The sequence below is a fragment of the Shuttleworthella sp. MSX8B genome (assembly GCF_000524295.1).
Taxonomy (GTDB): domain Bacteria; phylum Bacillota; class Clostridia; order Lachnospirales; family Lachnospiraceae; genus Shuttleworthia; species Shuttleworthia satelles.
The window spans coordinates 89,857-106,203 of the sequence record NZ_JAQT01000016.1; the positions used below are offsets into that span (position 1 = coordinate 89,857).

Below are 16,347 nucleotides of genomic sequence, written 5' to 3' on the forward strand. Positions count from 1 at the left end.
ATCTATGAGGGCGAAGAAACTAGTATCTATGTTACTTGCATTGTCTTTATCTGTTGGTATGCTCGCCGGGTGCGGGACATCTGGCAACGACAAAAAAAGTGGCCAGGGAGATAAACCCTATACCGGCGTAACCTTAAAAGTCTGGGGTGGCAATATCGAGATAAACTCTACCACCAGGGCAATCATGGATAAGGCAACCGAGAAGCTTGGTATGCAATTTGAGATTGAGATCGCCCCCAGTGGCAGTGATGGGGATAATGTCTTAAAGACCAAACTTGCCTCAGGCGATTTACCCGATATCTTCAACTATAACAGCGGCTCAAAATTTTTATCCTTAAATCCGACGCAGTACTTTGCTGATATGACGGATCAAAAAATGACAGCCCGCTTCGATGATAACTTCAAAAAGTGTGTCTCCGTAAATGACAAAATTTATGGTGCGCCATTCTCAACAACACAGGCCGGTGCTATTGTATATTGGAAACCTGATTACGAATCCCTGGGACTAAAAGTTCCCAATACCTGGGACGAATTTCTAAAGAACTGTGAAACACTCAAAAAGGCCGGAAAAACTCCCTGTTATCTTTCCAATGGCGACACCTGGACCACACAGGTTCTTTTCCTGGGTGACAATCATAATGTGATAACAAGCGACCCGAATTTTGCCCAGGAATTCGAGGCTGGGAAAGCAAAATTCGCCACAACAAAAGCCGCTTTGGAGAGTTTCCGAAAATATGAGGATCTTACTTCATATTATAATGCCGACGGATCAGCCGCCAAGTATCAGGATGGCATTGAAGATATGTCTGTTGGAAAAGCCACTCATTGGATTATTCTGACCCAGGCAATTGGAGAAATGATCGCAAAGCACCCCGATTGCGCAGATAAACTCGGTGTATTTCCTATCCCTGGAACGGATGCCAGCAAAACAGGTCTCACCGTATGGGAGCCACAGGCATGGTATGTCAGCAAGGACAGTCCGCAAAAAGAGGCTGCCATGGCCTTCCTTAACTTCTGGTATGAGGACGAAAATGTCAATGAATATATAAAGGCGATGGGGGCAAACGGTCCCTCCTGTCTCAAGGGCTACAAGCTTCCTGATACCGTATGTCCTGCCATTCGTGTCGACATGCAAAAATACTTCGATCAGGGAAAAACCACCCCCGCACTAGAGTACCAGACTCCTATAAAGGGAAATAGTTGTGAGCAGATCACATCTGCCCTCTCCCTTGGTCAGCTAAATGGGAAAGATGCGGCCCAAAGATACGATGACGACTGCAAGCTCTCCGCAAATCAGCTGGGATTCAATTGGAAATAACCCTTCTATTCCCTGCAGCAGTGGTTTAACCACTGCTGCAGAACCTTTATTCATGGAGAATTCCTATGCGAAAAAAATCAAGATATTCCTTTTGGTTTTTAGTCCCGGCGCTGGCTATTTTTTTGATCTTTTTTCTGATTCCAATCATCCAATCCTTCTACTATAGCCTGACCGTGTGGACGTTTGATTCAACGCGTTTCTGTGGACTTAATAACTACATTACTTTTTTCAAAGACAAGTCCCTGAACTCTTCGATTCCTCATACACTTATTTATGCTTTTCTGACGTCAGGCTTAAAGGTAGTGATTGCTTTCTTTATCGCTGTCTTCCTCTGTGGCAAGGTAAGAGCCAAGGGCTTTATCCGCTCTGCCGTCTTCTTTCCAAACCTTGTCTCTGCCATGGCAATCGGGCTGGCCTTCAGCTATCTTATGCACCCAACAAAAGGCCTTTTCAACCACCTGATTACATCCCTCGGACTTCCTGCCATAAATTTCCTCGGCGATGAGAAGCTGGCCCTATTTAGCATCATTGCTGTAGACGTCTGGAAGGGCCTGAGCATCTCCCTCGTCATCTACATTGCCGGCATCCAGTCCATCAATTCCAACTACTACGAGGCGGCTCAAATTGACGGTGCAAACTTTTGGCAGAAAATCCGTTACATCACTCTCCCCTTGGTAGCACCGGCACAGAACTCAATCATCATCCTGTCTCTCATTGGTGGCCTGCGCTCATTTGACCTGATCTGGGCAATGACCGGAGGTGGCCCCGGCTTTTCGACTGACGTCATGGCCTCTGTCATCTATAAGCAGTATGCATTTGGCTTCTATGGACTTTCAACAGCGGGTAATGTCATTATGCTGATCCTGATCTCGCTGATTACATTCCCCCTGCAACACTTCTTAAATAAACGTGAGGAGGCGATTCAATGAATAAACCCAAGAGAGAAGGCCTGATCAGCGGGGTTATAGGGAGTATTTTCACTATTTTTCTCTTCATCGTCCCCTTTTACTTCATGTTTGTGAATTCCATAAAATCATCCGCAGAGGCAAACAAACTCAGCATCGCCTGGCCAAGCGAATTGCATTTTGAGAATTATATCCAGGTTTTAGTGAAAAACAATTTTCAGTTGCTGACGGCATTCAAAAACAGCACCATCCTTACCATATGTTCCGTCATCGGTTTGATCATCTGCAGTTCCATGGCCGGATATGTCATTCAACGCAGGCACGACAAGCCTACTCGAGCGATACAGTGGCTTATTATGCTTGGTCTGATGATTCCTGCTGCCATTCTGCCAACCATATCTCTTCTTCAGAAAATGCATCTCTATAAAACGATGTTCGGAATGGTTATGATTGAGATTGCTCTTCAACTTCCATTCACCATCATGCTCTACAGGGGCTATATGGCTTCTATCCCGGTCGAACTGGAGGAAGCCGCCTGCATCGATGGCTGTGGAAACGCACGAATCTTCTTTGATATCATCCTTCCTCTTCTAAAGCCCATACATGCAACTGTTCTTATTCTGGATGCAGTGACAATCTTCAATGATTTCACCAATCCTCTATATTTTCTTCCCGGCGCCAAAAATGCGACCGTTCAGCTCACCCTCTACAACTACAAGGGCCAGTTCTCAAGTGACTACAATCTGCTCTTCGCAGATGTCATCTTAATTACACTCCCGATGTTGGTTCTCTTTCTCCTCTTCAACAAAAAAATTGTTGCCGGGATGGTTGCCGGATCAGTGAAGGGATGAAGACTGTACATTGTTGTGCTGACAAACATAAGTGGAATAGGAAAAACAATGAGGGGTGTCATATGAAACGTTCAGAGATCAACAAAGCCTTAAAAGAGATGGAAGCCATGATCCGGGAGTACAGGATTGCGCTGCCGCCATTTTGCAATCTGACGCCAGAGGATTGGCAGGACATGGATCATGAGTATGATGAGATCAGGGACAATATGCTTGGCTGGGATATCACAGATTATGGTCTGGATCGATTTGACAAAGTGGGATTTTCCCTGATTACTTTGAGAAATGGCAATCCGAAGAAAAAAGAGCAGTATCCGAAGCCTTATGCGGAAAAGCTCCTGTATATCAAAGAAGGACAGATGGCTCCTATGCATTTTCATTGGTATAAAATGGAAGATATCATCAACCGAGGCGGTGGAAATGTGCTGATTCGTGTATACAATTCTACGCCGGAGGGCGAACTTGCCGATACGCCAGTGACCGTGCATTGCGATGGACGTGCCCACACAGTGCCCGCAGGAACCCAGGTACGGCTGACTCCGGGACAAAGTATCACGGTTTTCCAGAATATGTACCATGATTTCGAACTGGAACCAGGAACCGGCCCTGTGCTGCTGGGAGAAGTTTCCATGTGCAATGACGATGAGCACGACAACCGCTTCTATGAGCCAATTGGAAGATTCCCGAAAATTGAAGAAGATGAGCCGCCTTATCGCCTGCTCTGCAATGAATATCCAAAGTGGGAAGATGATTGATAAGAGAGCTTTCCAGTGATTTTCAATGATTAACTGAAACTTCCCACACGGGAAATGTCCGCGAACCTTGAAAACTCACTTTTGATATAGAAAGTTTGAGTTACTTATTTGTGAAGGAATCTTCCTCCTCGTTTTACTCTTTTATAATGGCGCCTTTCTTTTTATAGTATATCGGAAAATTCATGATCCTCCTCATTCTCTTATAATGCTTTTTTCAGGATCTGCCCCAAAGACCCCAGCCTGCAATAGCTCTCCTGCATCTACTCTTCCCGCTCCCCGGCTGCATACTCTCCTGTATCTATATCGACAACCTGGCGAACCGGCTGAATCAAGGCTTCCTCATAATATACTTTCCAAGGCACCGCATCATCATACTGGCCCTCTCGCAAGCCTGCGACAGAATCCCCATTCTCAAAAGGGCAGTCCTGATCAAACATATAGATCAGTACATCATAGGCATGTTTTACGACCGCCTCCACTTTCAGTCCGTGGTAATGGTACTGCACATCCGGCAGAAAGAGGATGCTCATTCCGACCGAGTCCACCATACAGTCGTCCGTCCCCCGAATCTTAAAGAAGCGAATATTCACTGCATAACGAAGAAAACATCGTTCCCAGTCCTGCTCGCAGGAGGCAATCTCCTCTGTAGTCAGCATCTTCTTGGATGTCTCAAAAACAAATGCCATTGCTGTCGGAAACAGCTCCGCCAGGGCTTGCATATAGTGAACCAGCATCTTGGCTCTCTGCTTATAGTCAAGGCCTGCCGCCATCATATCCGATGCGATGATTTGGTAAGGACAGGACGCAAGAATCTCCTTCCCATCAGGGCAGTCCCATAGCTGGGTTAATTCCAGCTCATTTAAGATGGGCTTCTCAATCTTTTCGCAGGCAGATACAAAGAGAATGGGAGAGAAACTTTTTCCGTCTTCGCTTTCCATGAGATATTCCCTGGGAGAAAAGCAGGCCGCGCTCTTGTCGTCATAATTGACACAGTCAAGCGCCCCCAAATGCCTGGTCATGGTCTCCATCATCTTCTCCCTTGAAGGGAGGGCACAGGCTTCCTCCATCAAAAGATGAACCAGAAAAATCCCGCCTGGACGATCCTCCTTTTCAGATAAATCCTGACGGAGGATTTGTTGCTTTTCATTGGTTTTTTCTTCCATAATTTACGCTCCTCACGTACATCTACTTCCTGCTCCTGGGTTTCTGCGGAATCGTCATATTGACCAGTCCTCGTTCAATAAGCGGATGAATATAAGCCTGTATCGCATAGCTCACTGTTCCGATCCCCAAATATTCGGCGATCTCCTGTCTGTTCCTCGGTTCCTCTAAGAATACTAACAGCCGGGTCTCCTGATCGCTCTGTCCCATTGCCTGATGAATAGCTGTAACCTGCGCTTCTTTATAGAGTGTCACAGAAAAGCTTCCTCTTTCGTCGGTAAAAACAGGTTCTTTTAACCCCGCTTCTCTCATCGCTCTTCTTATGGTCGGAATACCGGAATGTTCCCCTCAATCCTCTGATTATCTGTAAAGCGATCCACCTTCATTTTTATAATATGCGCATTTTTAGCAAATACAAGATGAATATTTTAGTTATTCAACTTCTATTTTACTTTTGTTTTGATTTTTGCTTTCTCTCTGTTACATCTTTCAATACAAGTGTATATCTTCCCGGCCCAAACATCTTATCTTTCCCATCTGCCAGCCTCACGGTAGCGCTCGTATCAAAGGGAACCTCGAAACAATACTCATATCCTTTCTCTGTTCTCTTCCACTCAGAATGAATCTTCCCCATCGCTGAGTCATAATCGACACAGCAGAATCCAAGGGTTCTGTTGAATCTGGGACTGAGATAAAAGTGGGAAAAACCCGGATTCTGTGGATCCGTTTGTATTCCTCCCATATAGCGGTAGATCCATTCAACAATTGCCCCATATGCATAATGGTTTAGACTATTCATTCCCGTATCGCTGATTGTTCCATCGGGTAATACGGAATTCCAGCGCTCCCAGATTGTCGTTGCCCCCATATTGACCTCATAGAGCCAGCTGGGATAGTCTTCGTTGAGAAGAAGCTGGTAAGCCAAGTCGTCCAATCCACTTTCAGATAACGTTTTGCACAGATATGCTGTCCCGACAAATCCAGTTGTCAGATGCACATCCTCATCTATGATCTTTCTCTCCAAGTCCTCTATTGCGCGTTGCCGATGCTCTTCTGGCACTAAATCAAAGTGGAGGGCCAGAACTAATGCCGTTTGTGTATCACAGGCACATCTTCCTGTCCTTGTAAAAAACTCGGCTTGTATCGCCTTTTTTATTTCCTCCGCTCTTGACTGATACTGACGCGCATCCTCCTCATAACTCAATACGCCGGCAGCTTTCGCTGTAAGGGAAGTTGAATAAAAGTAGTAAGCGGAAGATATATATGTCGTATCTGTCCCTCCAAAACTAGAGCCTTGATGATAGTTATCCAAAGCCAGCCAATCTCCAAAGCTAAATTCCGAATTGAGTAGATGTGATCCGCCACATTTTCCCTCGTCAATATGATGCAACCACTCAATCCAACCGACCATACTCGGATACTGCTCCCTCAGTAATCCCTGATCGCCATAGAATTCGTACAGGGTCCATGGTATCACAGCAGCCGCATCTCCCCACGCTGTGGAACCAGCTGTTGTCCCTTGGACAGCTTCTTTTCCTTCAGAGGCTAAGAGTCGATTGATCTGTCCTAGGACATCCGGAACAACAAAAGGAACTTCCCCTTCATGCCACGATTCCCTCTGCTCATAAAGCATATCCCTCATATATTTGCGATAAAAGGCAGCTGCATAGCTATTAAAACAGGCTGTCCCACAAAAAACCTGCGCGTCACCAGTCCAACCCATTCGCTCATCACGCTGGGGGCAGTCAGTCGGCACATCAAGGAAATTCCCCATCTGTCCCCATTTCGCGTTTTGGATCAACCGATTGATCTTAATATGATCCGTTTTGATTTCCCCGAGGTCTTCCATGCTTGAGGTGAGTACATAGGCCGCAAAATCTTCTAATCGAACCTCGCTTACACCGGATACCTTTAAATAGCGAAATCCATAGAACGTAAAATGTGTACGATAGATTTTCTCTCTTCCATCCGCGATATAACGCAGTTCCTCCCTGGCCGTTCTCAAATTTTCATTATAGAAGTTTCCCTCTTGCAGAATCTCTCCACACTGAAGAAATATTTCCTGCCCTTTCTTTTCTCTGCAGTGAAATTCCAGAAGTCCAACCAACTCCTGCCCAAAATCCAAGACCGTCTCTCCAGCAGGGGTATCAATGATTTCCACCGGTTCTATTCTGCGCTTGATACGAAGATAAGGACTCAATCTTGGGCGAACCAAATCCGTAAATCCCTGATAAGCCCGTACTTTTTTCAAAGTCCCCTCTTCTCCTCCTTCTAAATAAGTGATTTGCCCAATTTCTTTTCTGCTGTCATAAATTTCACCATTATAAATACTGTTCTTAACAAAAGGGGATTCGCAGCAAGTCATGTTTCCATCAGAACTGATCCGATACTCTCTATCCTCTGTTTGGATCAGAAGATCAAAACAGAGCATCTGTTTGTCACCATACAAATACTTCAGATGATCAACAAATCCAAATCGCCCCATGTACCATCCGTTCCCCAGGAACACACTAAGAACATTCTCCCCCTGCCGCAAATAATTTGTCACATCGAAGGTAATCATCTGAATCCAGTGATTATAGTCATTGTAAAGCGGCAACAGATACTCATCGCCTACTTTCTGGCCATTCAGGCAGGCCTCAAAAAGTCCCAATCCGGTAATATAAAGTCTTGCCGATACCGGCTTCCCGGAAAAATTAAACTTCTTTATAAAGCATGCATTCTGAAAATCCTCTGATCCGACCCAGATACCCCGCAGGGATTCTTCAGCTGTCTCAAACCAGGAAATCCCGCTCCCCATATCTCCCGTATCGTCCCACTCCGTCACCTTCCACCAGTAACGTGTCGCCCAGTCCGGCTGAAAATCCGGGCAATATCCTAAGGGCGAGATATTCTCCTGCTTTCCGCTGTCAAACAGAATTTCTTTCATTTTCTGATCTTTCGCAATCTGGATACGACAGGCAACGCGCCTGATTCCTCTTGCCCCCCTGGCCACCCAGGTGAATGTCGGATGTTCTAATTCAAAACCGATTGGTTCTGTGATATGGTTTGTCATCATTCGATCAATCTTCATACATCTCCTCCTAACCTTTGACAGCACCCGCAGTCAGTCCTTCCATATATAATCGGGAAGTAAACATAAAGAGAATAAAGATCGGCAAGGTCGCAATTACATAACCCGCAAACATAGCTCCAATATTGACTGTCCCCTGCGCGCTTGTGAAAATTCGAACCGCAACAGTAATCATCTGCTTTCGATTGGATTCAATCACCATCATTGGCCAGATGAAATCGTTATAGTAGGACACGAGCTGCATAATCGCAACGGTGGACAATATCGGTTTCGCAAGCGGCAAGGCAATATATATCAGACAGCGAATCGGACCACATCCCTCCATCTTAGCTGCCTCGAACAGATCCCTGGGGATTTGTTCCATTGCATTTCGGCAGAGTACGATTCCCAAGACCTGTCCCCCGGAAATCCAGGGCAGTATCAGAGCTCCCCAGGTATTGAAAAGGTGATACTTCTGAATCAACATATAGTTTGGCGTCAGATAAAGTGATCCCGGAATCATCATCAATGCCAAAAACAGGAAGAAGAGAACGCCCTTCCCGGGAAAATCCATTGTTGCAAATACGTAGCCTCCCACTGCTGCCAATGCCAGCGTAAAGAGGACCGCTATGGCAACTACGGTCAATGTACCTCCCATATTCGTCGCCAGGACGTCAAAAGCATTTTGATAATTCTCCCATTGCAATGTTTTTGGCAGGGCAAAGAAATCATTATAGATCTCCACATTTGATTTAAATGATGTCATCAGCATCACAATAATCGGTACAAAGGCCAGAAATGTAATTAGACACATTACCAGTTCAAGAATAATCTGAAACCGTCTCTCCTTAACCCTTCTGCTCCGATACCGTCTCACAGCTATTGCTTTCATATGTTCTCTCCTCCCTTTATAACGATCCGATGATTACTTTTGTCTCTCCCTTGTAAAATAGAGGTTGATCAAAGTAATTGTTAAAGTCATAAGGAAAAGAACCACACCGAGTGCGCATGCATAACCATATCTCCCAAACTGGGCTACATTGAAATAGAGTTCCAGGGCAGGCACATAGGTCGATGTTCCGGGTCCTCCCTGCGTCAGGACATATATTTCGTTGAAATTCTGCATGGTGCCAATCAATGTCAAAATCAACATGATGCGAAATTGCGGCTTTAAAAGCGGCAATTGAATCCTGCAAAAGATATTCCAGCGATTTGCCCCATCAACCAGCGCCGATTCCTCTACATCATGTCCTATCGCAAGTAAGCCTCCATAGTAAACCAAAAATGCCATTGCGTTGACGAACGGGAAACCCATAAATACAATTGCCCAAATCGCAGTTCCAGCATCCCCCAACCAGACTCTCGCAAGATTGCCCAAACCGATCGTTCTCAGGAATTCATTGATCAATCCAATATTAGGATCATATATTTTGAGCCAGATCATAGCGTTAATCACACTTGGGACAACAATTGGCAGAACAAAAAGGAAACGATGAACATATTTCCTCTTTGTCCCGGAGGCTGAATAGCAGAGCCATGCACAGAGAAGGGGAACTGTCAAAATCTTAATCGCTCCTGTCAAAACAAGAATCAGTAAATTTCTAACTCCAATTAAAAAATATCCCTCTGTGATCATTCTCCGAAAATTGTCAAATCCCACGAACTGAATTTGAGCCAGTGTGCTATTCTGGCTGGACCAGTTTGTAAATGATCGAATAAAGGCCGTAAAAATCCCCTGATAATTAAAAATCCATATCAAAATCAATCCTGGAAGGAGAAGAAAATATGCCATTCTGGCCTTCCAAATATCCCTGCAGCATTTTTTAAGAAACTTTCCACTCTGCGGGAACATAGTAAGCATGAGAATCGTCATAAAAAGCAGGCTGACAACCAACATGATTCTGGCAAATATGAAAAGTGATTTTTTCAATTCCAGTGCAGTTAAATTTTTAAGCTCAACCTCTCTTATGTGATCTTCATCTCCTGTAAAAATCACTTTATCTCCATCTGTCGCAAAAGATCTCACTGCGCCTTCTACCTTCAATTCCGCTATTTGCCTGCCACTCTGATCCTGGGCAAAGATATATCCCTCTTCTGTACCTACGACAATTCCCTCGTTCTTCTCATCACATCCCACACTGGATATCACGGCATGAATATCGTTTTCAATCCTACCAGACCTCAATATATTCAAATCCTGGTCAAACAAATAGTAAGAACCATCCTTGCAAACTGCGATTCCCCCTTTACTTGTATGATTCATTTGCAGCACCGAGTAATTCGTCTTATATTTTCCTAACTCTTGTCCTGATAAGTTAAAACGAATCAGCTCGCCACGATTATTTCCGATTGCAAAACTTTGATCGCCGGTAAAAAGGATACCTGCCACCTTTACCTTTAAGCTCAACGAGAGAAGTTCGCTCCCATCGAGATCAAAAACCATCGCACTGGCGCTGCTGGTTCCTGTCAAAGTCGCAACGGCAATTCGATCCCCCGCAGTGTTGAAATCCACGGCCACAACTCTGTGCGTCGTATCTATTTCCCGCAATTTCTTCCCTGACTTCAGGTCATACAAATAGACCCGATAGTCCTGATTTCCCGCACAGACGATTCCCTTCTTATGATTAATAACAATATTGCTGTAAGCCCCCTTAGCGCTTGCTCTCCAGATTTCCCGCCCTTCTTGATAGGCAATCAGTTCATTTGTAGAGTTTGTTCCAACGACTATAATTTTGCTCTCAGAATCATATGCCAAACAACTGTTGATCGTCCCTGTCGACAACTTCGTATCTGAAATTCCCTGCATTTCCCCACGAAGACAGGTCAACAAGACAATTGAAGTCAGCACGAGAACACTGCATATCAGCAAAAGTATTTTTCTCATCCTTCCCTTGAAAAACATGTCTTAAATCCCCCTCGCCATCGTCAAGAACACGTGTGTATCACATAGAGCCATAAAGTATAGGAGGGTGCTCTTGTAGCACCTGCATGCGCCTACATAAGCCCCTCCTATCAAAATACTCCACATCCCTGTTTACCGTAGCTTATTCCTACTTTGCTTTTGCCTTGGCACTTGAAGGCTCATTCTGTGGATTCGCAAGATCACTCTCACCAACGCCCTTCTCCTCCATTGCACTGGTCAAGTGAGACTCGATATTCTTCTGGTGACTTTTTGCCCAGTCGTCGACACTGATCTTACCTGTCAGATAGTCGTATGAATACTGATAAAAATCGCGGAAAGTCTCTGCGCTCTCACCGATTCCCCTTGCAAGCAAGTTATTGAAATCTTTCTGACAGTTTCCTATAAACTTGCACTGCTCAAATGCATGCTTCACTTCATCCGGGTAGGTCACACCATATACCAGGCTGGGACCATTGATGGTTCCTCCCGCCTCAAGCAAGGCGTTTGTGGCAACAGTCTTCCCCTCCTTTGAGCTGTAGTACATCAGAAAATCAATAACCAAATCGTTATGCACCTGATCCTTTGAAATACATCCAAGAAAACCATTGGATACTTCAATCGTTCTGGCCGGCGCCTCAAACCCATTTCCCTGCATAGATGGCATATTGAATGTTCCCAGCGTGAATTTCTTCACATTTTGAATCGCTTCACCATTGGTATTCTTAATTTCTGTTCCGGACTCCAATGCCTTCATATCTTTCATGAAAGTGACGATTCCCCAGCCACCGTCAACCGTCATTGCCGCCTTTCCTTGATAAAAAAGTGTTTTTGCCCCATTTGTATCCGTTCCAAAGAAAGAGTCTTCACCCGCAAACTTAGGGAAAACTTTGGAAAAATTAGTCCAAACCGCTTTCATCGCGTCAGTATCACCTCGGTAAATGCCATTTTTGACATTAGCAAAGGCTCTTACCGGATTCTGGCTCACCTTTCCAGGATCATCATTCCACGGGTCGTTCAAATCCAATTTCCATTTGCCATCCACATCGGCATTAAAATCAAAATCCCCATTTTGGGCGCGATTTTTCTCTACCATAGATCTTGTTGTCTGATCCGCATAGATCTGAGACAGCCATCCCATCTGGCCCGAATAAAAGCTGTCATAATTTCCCGCAGCCGCGATCGGCTGATATCCGGCTGCAGATATCTTGTTGCAAACATCAATAAACTCATCCCAGGTCTTCGGCGGCTGAACTCCCACTTTGTCAAAAATATCCTGATTGTACATCCAGAGGACCTGGACAGACTCCAGACTTAACGCGTCAAAAGATCCGTTCGCGCCATCGATCCGCTGTTGACTGACATCAAACTGTTGGCCCCAGGTCCCATCAGAATACGGACTGTCATTGTCAATATAATCCTTATAGTTAATCGACTTCCCGTTTTTCGTGTTACCCGCAAGGTTAATGTTTACAATATCAGCTTTCGGGTTCTCTGTCTTGAATGTTGTCTGTACCCACTGGTCATAACCTTCCTGAGCCTTCAGATCAATATCGATCTTTACATCTGAATGCTTCTGTTCATATGCTTTGGCAACGGCTTCCCAGCTTTCCTGTACGCCGACACCTGTCTGAACACTCACTGTAATTGTTTTGTTCGTTGCTTCTCCCTTGTTCTTGGAGTCTGTTGATGTGGAATTTGTCTTCCCACATGCGGATAGCAAAGACACCACCATCAGACCAGACATTGCCAGCGCAATTCCTCGTTTTTTCATGTCTTACCTCCTCATAAAAACATATTGCTGCTTATATTAAATATGACTGTAATCTCCTTGCAGTCACATTAATATCAATGCTTGCACACCCCAATACTTTTTCTCTCGACAAAAACTCCCCGTATCGTCTTTTCTGTCACCTGACTTCCCTCAATCTCAGCCAGCAACATACGCATCAACTCCTCCCCAATGCTCTTTGGAGCAACATCGATACTGGACAATGGGATTTGAAGATCTTCATCGCGATCATCATTGTCACAGCCCCACAGGGAAATATCTTCCGGAATCCGAAGCTTATGCTCTCGAAGACAGCGCATTGCTCCAATGGCCATCAGATCATTCATCGCGAAAACCGCTGTAAACTCTCTTCCTCTCTTCAATAATTGATCCATCGCCTGATATCCCTTAGTCACTGTCGTTTCGCTGTCTTTATCTCCCCAAATAAAAAGTTCCTGATCCACCTCCATTCCCTCATTTTCAAGAGCTTCTCTCAGATTACAGATTCTCGGATCATCCGTCCCCTGCTCTAATCCACAAATCGCGGCGACCCTTCTATGACCATAACGCTTTATGGTTTTCACCGCTTCAAACATTGCGTGCCTGTAGTCAATCAATAATTTGTTCGAATAATCCTGAGGCCCAATACAAGGAATCAAAGAACCGATTCTCTCATAGATCCCTTTCCACTTCTGTGTTGTAACAACGAGACCATCAATCTGTCTGGATACCAACTGGTCCAAATTCTCTGAATTTAAGTGATCCTGAAGCATTAACGCTACGATATATCCCTTTTTTGCTGCAAGTTTTTGTGCGCCCTCCAGCAATTTGATATAGTAAGGGTTGTTGAGATTATCGACCAAAATGGCGACATGCATAGATCGTTTCGTAATTAAACTTCTTGCAATCAGATTCGGCTGATACCGCAATTCCCTTGCAGCCTCCTTCACACGCGCCTCTACCTCCTCAGATACCGTCTTTGTATGATTCAAAACATAGGATACTGTAGCTACGGATACACCTGCCTTTTGGGCCACATCCTTCCTTGTCACACGAGCTTTACGATCCATCAAATAAACCTTCCCTTAACAGACTCCCTCACGAGTTTTCTGGATATTCTCAAGGTTACTCGTGTAACCTCTGATTTATATATATGCTTTCCTCTCGTTTATTTCAATAGTATGACCACTTTTTCGTCTATATGTGAGATTTTTCTGTTATATTTTTGTTGATTTCGCTTAAAGCAGGCACCCTTCGCAAACGATATGACTCTTCAAAATCGCGCTAATAGCAATCTCCAACAGAGAATCTATCGTTTTTACTTGAATCCCCGATCATGGGACGGAAGAACCCCCATATAAGCCTTATATGCTCTCGTAAAAGCACGGTAATCACTATACCCTACCTTCTCCGCAATCTCACTAATACTCTTGTCACTCATGCGAAGCATTGTTCTTGCTTTTTCAAACCGTATCTTTGCCAGGTAGGCGGAGTAATTCTTTCCGGTTTTATGCTTAATGAGCTGACTTATGTATGATTCGTTCAAATGAAATTGCCTGGATAAAATCTCCAGGCTGATATCATCCATATAATGCTCATGAATCCACCGGAGCATGTTCTGTACGGTTCCCTGATCTTCCTCCTCTGAATGAAAGAACTCCCCTGCTCTCTCCTGATCAATCCGCTCAATGGTCTTCTGAATCACCTTTCCAAAGACTTCATAGTCAACCGGCTTCAGAATATAGTCGTCCAAAGACATTCGCAAAGCACTTTGACAGTAGGTAAAATCGTCATAGCCTGAGACAATAATGCCATGCACAGACGGATTCTTCTCTTTCATCCGTTGAAAAGCCTCCAGGCCCGAACAGATTGGGAGATTGATATCAATGACTACAATGTCCGGGCCTATATCGTCAGCCATAATCACTGCTTCATCACCGTCCATTGCTGTCCCTGAAATCTCACAATGATACTTCTCCCAATCAAAAAGTTTTCGAAAGCCTTCCAGAATGATCCGCTCATCATCTACCAACAAAACCTGATATTTCACGATCTCTCCTCAAGAACCGGATGACAGGACTCCCTTACCAATACAAATTTCATGCTGCCGGAAGAATGTCTCCCCACCAAAGAGACATCAATCACTCCTTCCAGCCGTCCGGCTTGATATTCATCCGTATTAATATAAAACTCAGCATTTGCCTCTGATAAATAATTGTTGTTCAGCGGAAGTTCAACGCTGTTGCCGCCAACCGACTTCGCGCCTTCCGGTAAGTAAATCGTTATTTTAACCCACTGCTGCTGGTGCATCCGCTCCGAATTCCTGATCCTTACCTTGATCCGCTTCAACTGCCCATAATGATAGCTGACAGACCCATCATAATCTAAGATTACGGCAAACGACGGATAATAATATCTCACACAGAACGGAGAGAGCGCGCATAATTCCCTCATTGGCAATTTCTCTGTCTTCCCGTTTCCATTAATATATCTCAGATATTCGCCCGCCTTCTCACAGTAGAGAACTTTTGAATCCTGACAATATACGACCGCCCCCTCCGGCGCAAGAATGTCATAGTACTCATTTCCCAACATCATGAACGCGTCCCGTATGACACGCTCCGTGAGCTGTGTAACAGTATCGGGCACCCAGATACCATGGCTTGTCAGGTCAATGCACATTGTGGAAATCCGATCATTCACCGGATCTGTCCACTTTTTCGGAAGATTCCTGGCCCCGGTGATAATCCCCATCACAGCGCCTAAGCTTCCGCAGGTACAATCTGTGTCCTCGCCAAACGAATTTGCCATGCAGAGGCTCTTCCCAAAATCATCCTCTCCATACAGCCATGCCGCAATCACATATCCGATATTTTCCGGGCAGTCCAAACCCGGTGCTCCGATCTCCATCCCCTCGTTGTCTTCCCCGGAAATTTCCGAAAGTTTGATTGTTTGAATTCCAAAGGTCCCCGGTGCGGTGTTATGGATGATCTTTCGCACATCTTGAAAAGGCACATGATCTGTCCAGCACCTTAAGGCGGTTCGAATGGATTGATACAAAAGTGTCGTCTCCGGGATGTAAGACAGCGCTATTTCAATTAAATCAAACTTATTACTCTCCACGAAAGCCGCGCTCTCCAGCGCAGCCATGAAAACTTCCCCATACATTCCCTCATCCGCATGGTCTACAATCGCATCCTCATAGGCAAACCGAGTTGCGATTTCCGGGTGCCCGGGAGCCAGGCAGGCCCATATTTCCGAGCGGATCCAACATCCATTGCTGTCCTTATATGTGTTATCCAGATACCCTGATATCGGCGGCTGAAATCCTTCTCTCAGATTTGCCTTGCCCGTCCCGTATTCAACCCAATTGGGGATCATATAGGACAGCCAGTAATCACCGAGTATCGATGCCGTCAGGTTGCGTCCATATCGTTCAAACGCTGCCAGGGAAATGATCTGTAAATCCAGATCATCATTGGCTGGAGGACCCATAGAGAGGTCCTGTTGATAAAAATCAACCTTAACAACCTTTCGAATCGATTCAAAGGGCGCGCCCAGGATTCCTCCGATATTTTTTCCCGCCCAACATCCCATCACCTTATCGCGATATACATCCAGGCTCATTTTCTTCATAG

General features: G+C 45.0%; 13 protein-coding genes. 4 read left to right on the forward strand and 9 right to left on the reverse strand.

The window, feature by feature from the left end; all coding sequences use genetic code 11:
* Positions 1 to 4: 4 nt before the first annotated feature.
* The 4 genes from HMPREF1508_RS04650 (at position 5) to HMPREF1508_RS04665 (ending at position 3,826) form a co-directional block, all read left to right on the forward strand.
* Complete coding sequence (locus HMPREF1508_RS04650) at positions 5 to 1,318, forward strand: ABC transporter substrate-binding protein (protein ID WP_044959860.1); 1,314 nt, start codon at positions 5 to 7, stop codon at positions 1,316 to 1,318.
* A 65-nt stretch (positions 1,319 to 1,383) separates the two neighbouring features.
* Positions 1,384 to 2,247 (forward strand): carbohydrate ABC transporter permease, encoded by an 864-nt coding sequence (locus tag HMPREF1508_RS04655; protein WP_044959862.1) that lies wholly within the window; start codon positions 1,384 to 1,386, stop codon positions 2,245 to 2,247.
* Positions 2,244 to 3,074: a carbohydrate ABC transporter permease gene (locus HMPREF1508_RS04660; protein ID WP_044959864.1), complete on the forward strand. Its 831-nt coding sequence runs from the start codon at positions 2,244 to 2,246 to the stop codon at positions 3,072 to 3,074. The genes HMPREF1508_RS04655 and HMPREF1508_RS04660 overlap by 4 nt, the downstream gene beginning before the upstream one ends.
* Positions 3,075 to 3,136: 62 nt before the next feature.
* The gene (locus HMPREF1508_RS04665) at positions 3,137 to 3,826 is read left to right on the forward strand and encodes a D-lyxose/D-mannose family sugar isomerase (RefSeq protein ID WP_044959866.1); all 690 of its coding nucleotides are present in this window, start codon (positions 3,137 to 3,139) and stop codon (positions 3,824 to 3,826) included.
* A gap of 260 nt (positions 3,827 to 4,086) precedes the next feature.
* On the opposite strand, the gene HMPREF1508_RS04670 is transcribed toward HMPREF1508_RS04665, so the two are convergent.
* The 9 genes from HMPREF1508_RS04670 to HMPREF1508_RS04710 form a co-directional block, all read right to left on the reverse strand.
* A complete protein-coding gene (locus HMPREF1508_RS04670; protein WP_198015563.1) occupies positions 4,087 to 4,989 on the reverse strand; it encodes a DUF4261 domain-containing protein in 903 nt (300 codons plus the stop codon).
* Between the two features lie 22 nt (positions 4,990 to 5,011).
* Complete coding sequence (locus HMPREF1508_RS04675; protein WP_156923183.1) at positions 5,012 to 5,242, reverse strand: Fic family protein; 231 nt, start codon at positions 5,240 to 5,242, stop codon at positions 5,012 to 5,014.
* A 193-nt stretch (positions 5,243 to 5,435) separates the two neighbouring features.
* Complete coding sequence (locus HMPREF1508_RS04680; RefSeq protein WP_049906889.1) at positions 5,436 to 8,060, reverse strand: alpha-L-rhamnosidase; 2,625 nt, start codon at positions 8,058 to 8,060, stop codon at positions 5,436 to 5,438.
* A gap of 10 nt (positions 8,061 to 8,070) precedes the next feature.
* Complete coding sequence (locus tag HMPREF1508_RS04685; RefSeq protein ID WP_049906890.1) at positions 8,071 to 8,931, reverse strand: carbohydrate ABC transporter permease; 861 nt, start codon at positions 8,929 to 8,931, stop codon at positions 8,071 to 8,073.
* Between the two features lie 33 nt (positions 8,932 to 8,964).
* Positions 8,965 to 10,941, reverse strand: coding sequence for an ABC transporter permease subunit (locus HMPREF1508_RS09645; protein WP_049906891.1), 1,977 nt, complete (start codon positions 10,939 to 10,941; stop codon positions 8,965 to 8,967).
* Between the two features lie 148 nt (positions 10,942 to 11,089).
* On the reverse strand, positions 11,090 to 12,712 hold the full coding sequence (locus HMPREF1508_RS04695; protein WP_044959869.1) for an ABC transporter substrate-binding protein: 1,623 nt from the start codon (positions 12,710 to 12,712) through the stop codon (positions 11,090 to 11,092).
* A gap of 74 nt (positions 12,713 to 12,786) precedes the next feature.
* Positions 12,787 to 13,746 (reverse strand): LacI family DNA-binding transcriptional regulator, encoded by a 960-nt coding sequence (locus HMPREF1508_RS04700; RefSeq protein ID WP_198015564.1) that lies wholly within the window; start codon positions 13,744 to 13,746, stop codon positions 12,787 to 12,789.
* A gap of 281 nt (positions 13,747 to 14,027) precedes the next feature.
* Positions 14,028 to 14,759, reverse strand: coding sequence for a response regulator transcription factor (locus HMPREF1508_RS04705; RefSeq protein WP_044959873.1), 732 nt, complete (start codon positions 14,757 to 14,759; stop codon positions 14,028 to 14,030).
* On the reverse strand, positions 14,756 to 16,345 hold the full coding sequence (locus HMPREF1508_RS04710; RefSeq protein ID WP_242834500.1) for an ADP-ribosylglycohydrolase family protein: 1,590 nt from the start codon (positions 16,343 to 16,345) through the stop codon (positions 14,756 to 14,758). The genes HMPREF1508_RS04705 and HMPREF1508_RS04710 overlap by 4 nt, the downstream gene beginning before the upstream one ends.
* Positions 16,346 to 16,347 lie beyond the last annotated feature (2 nt).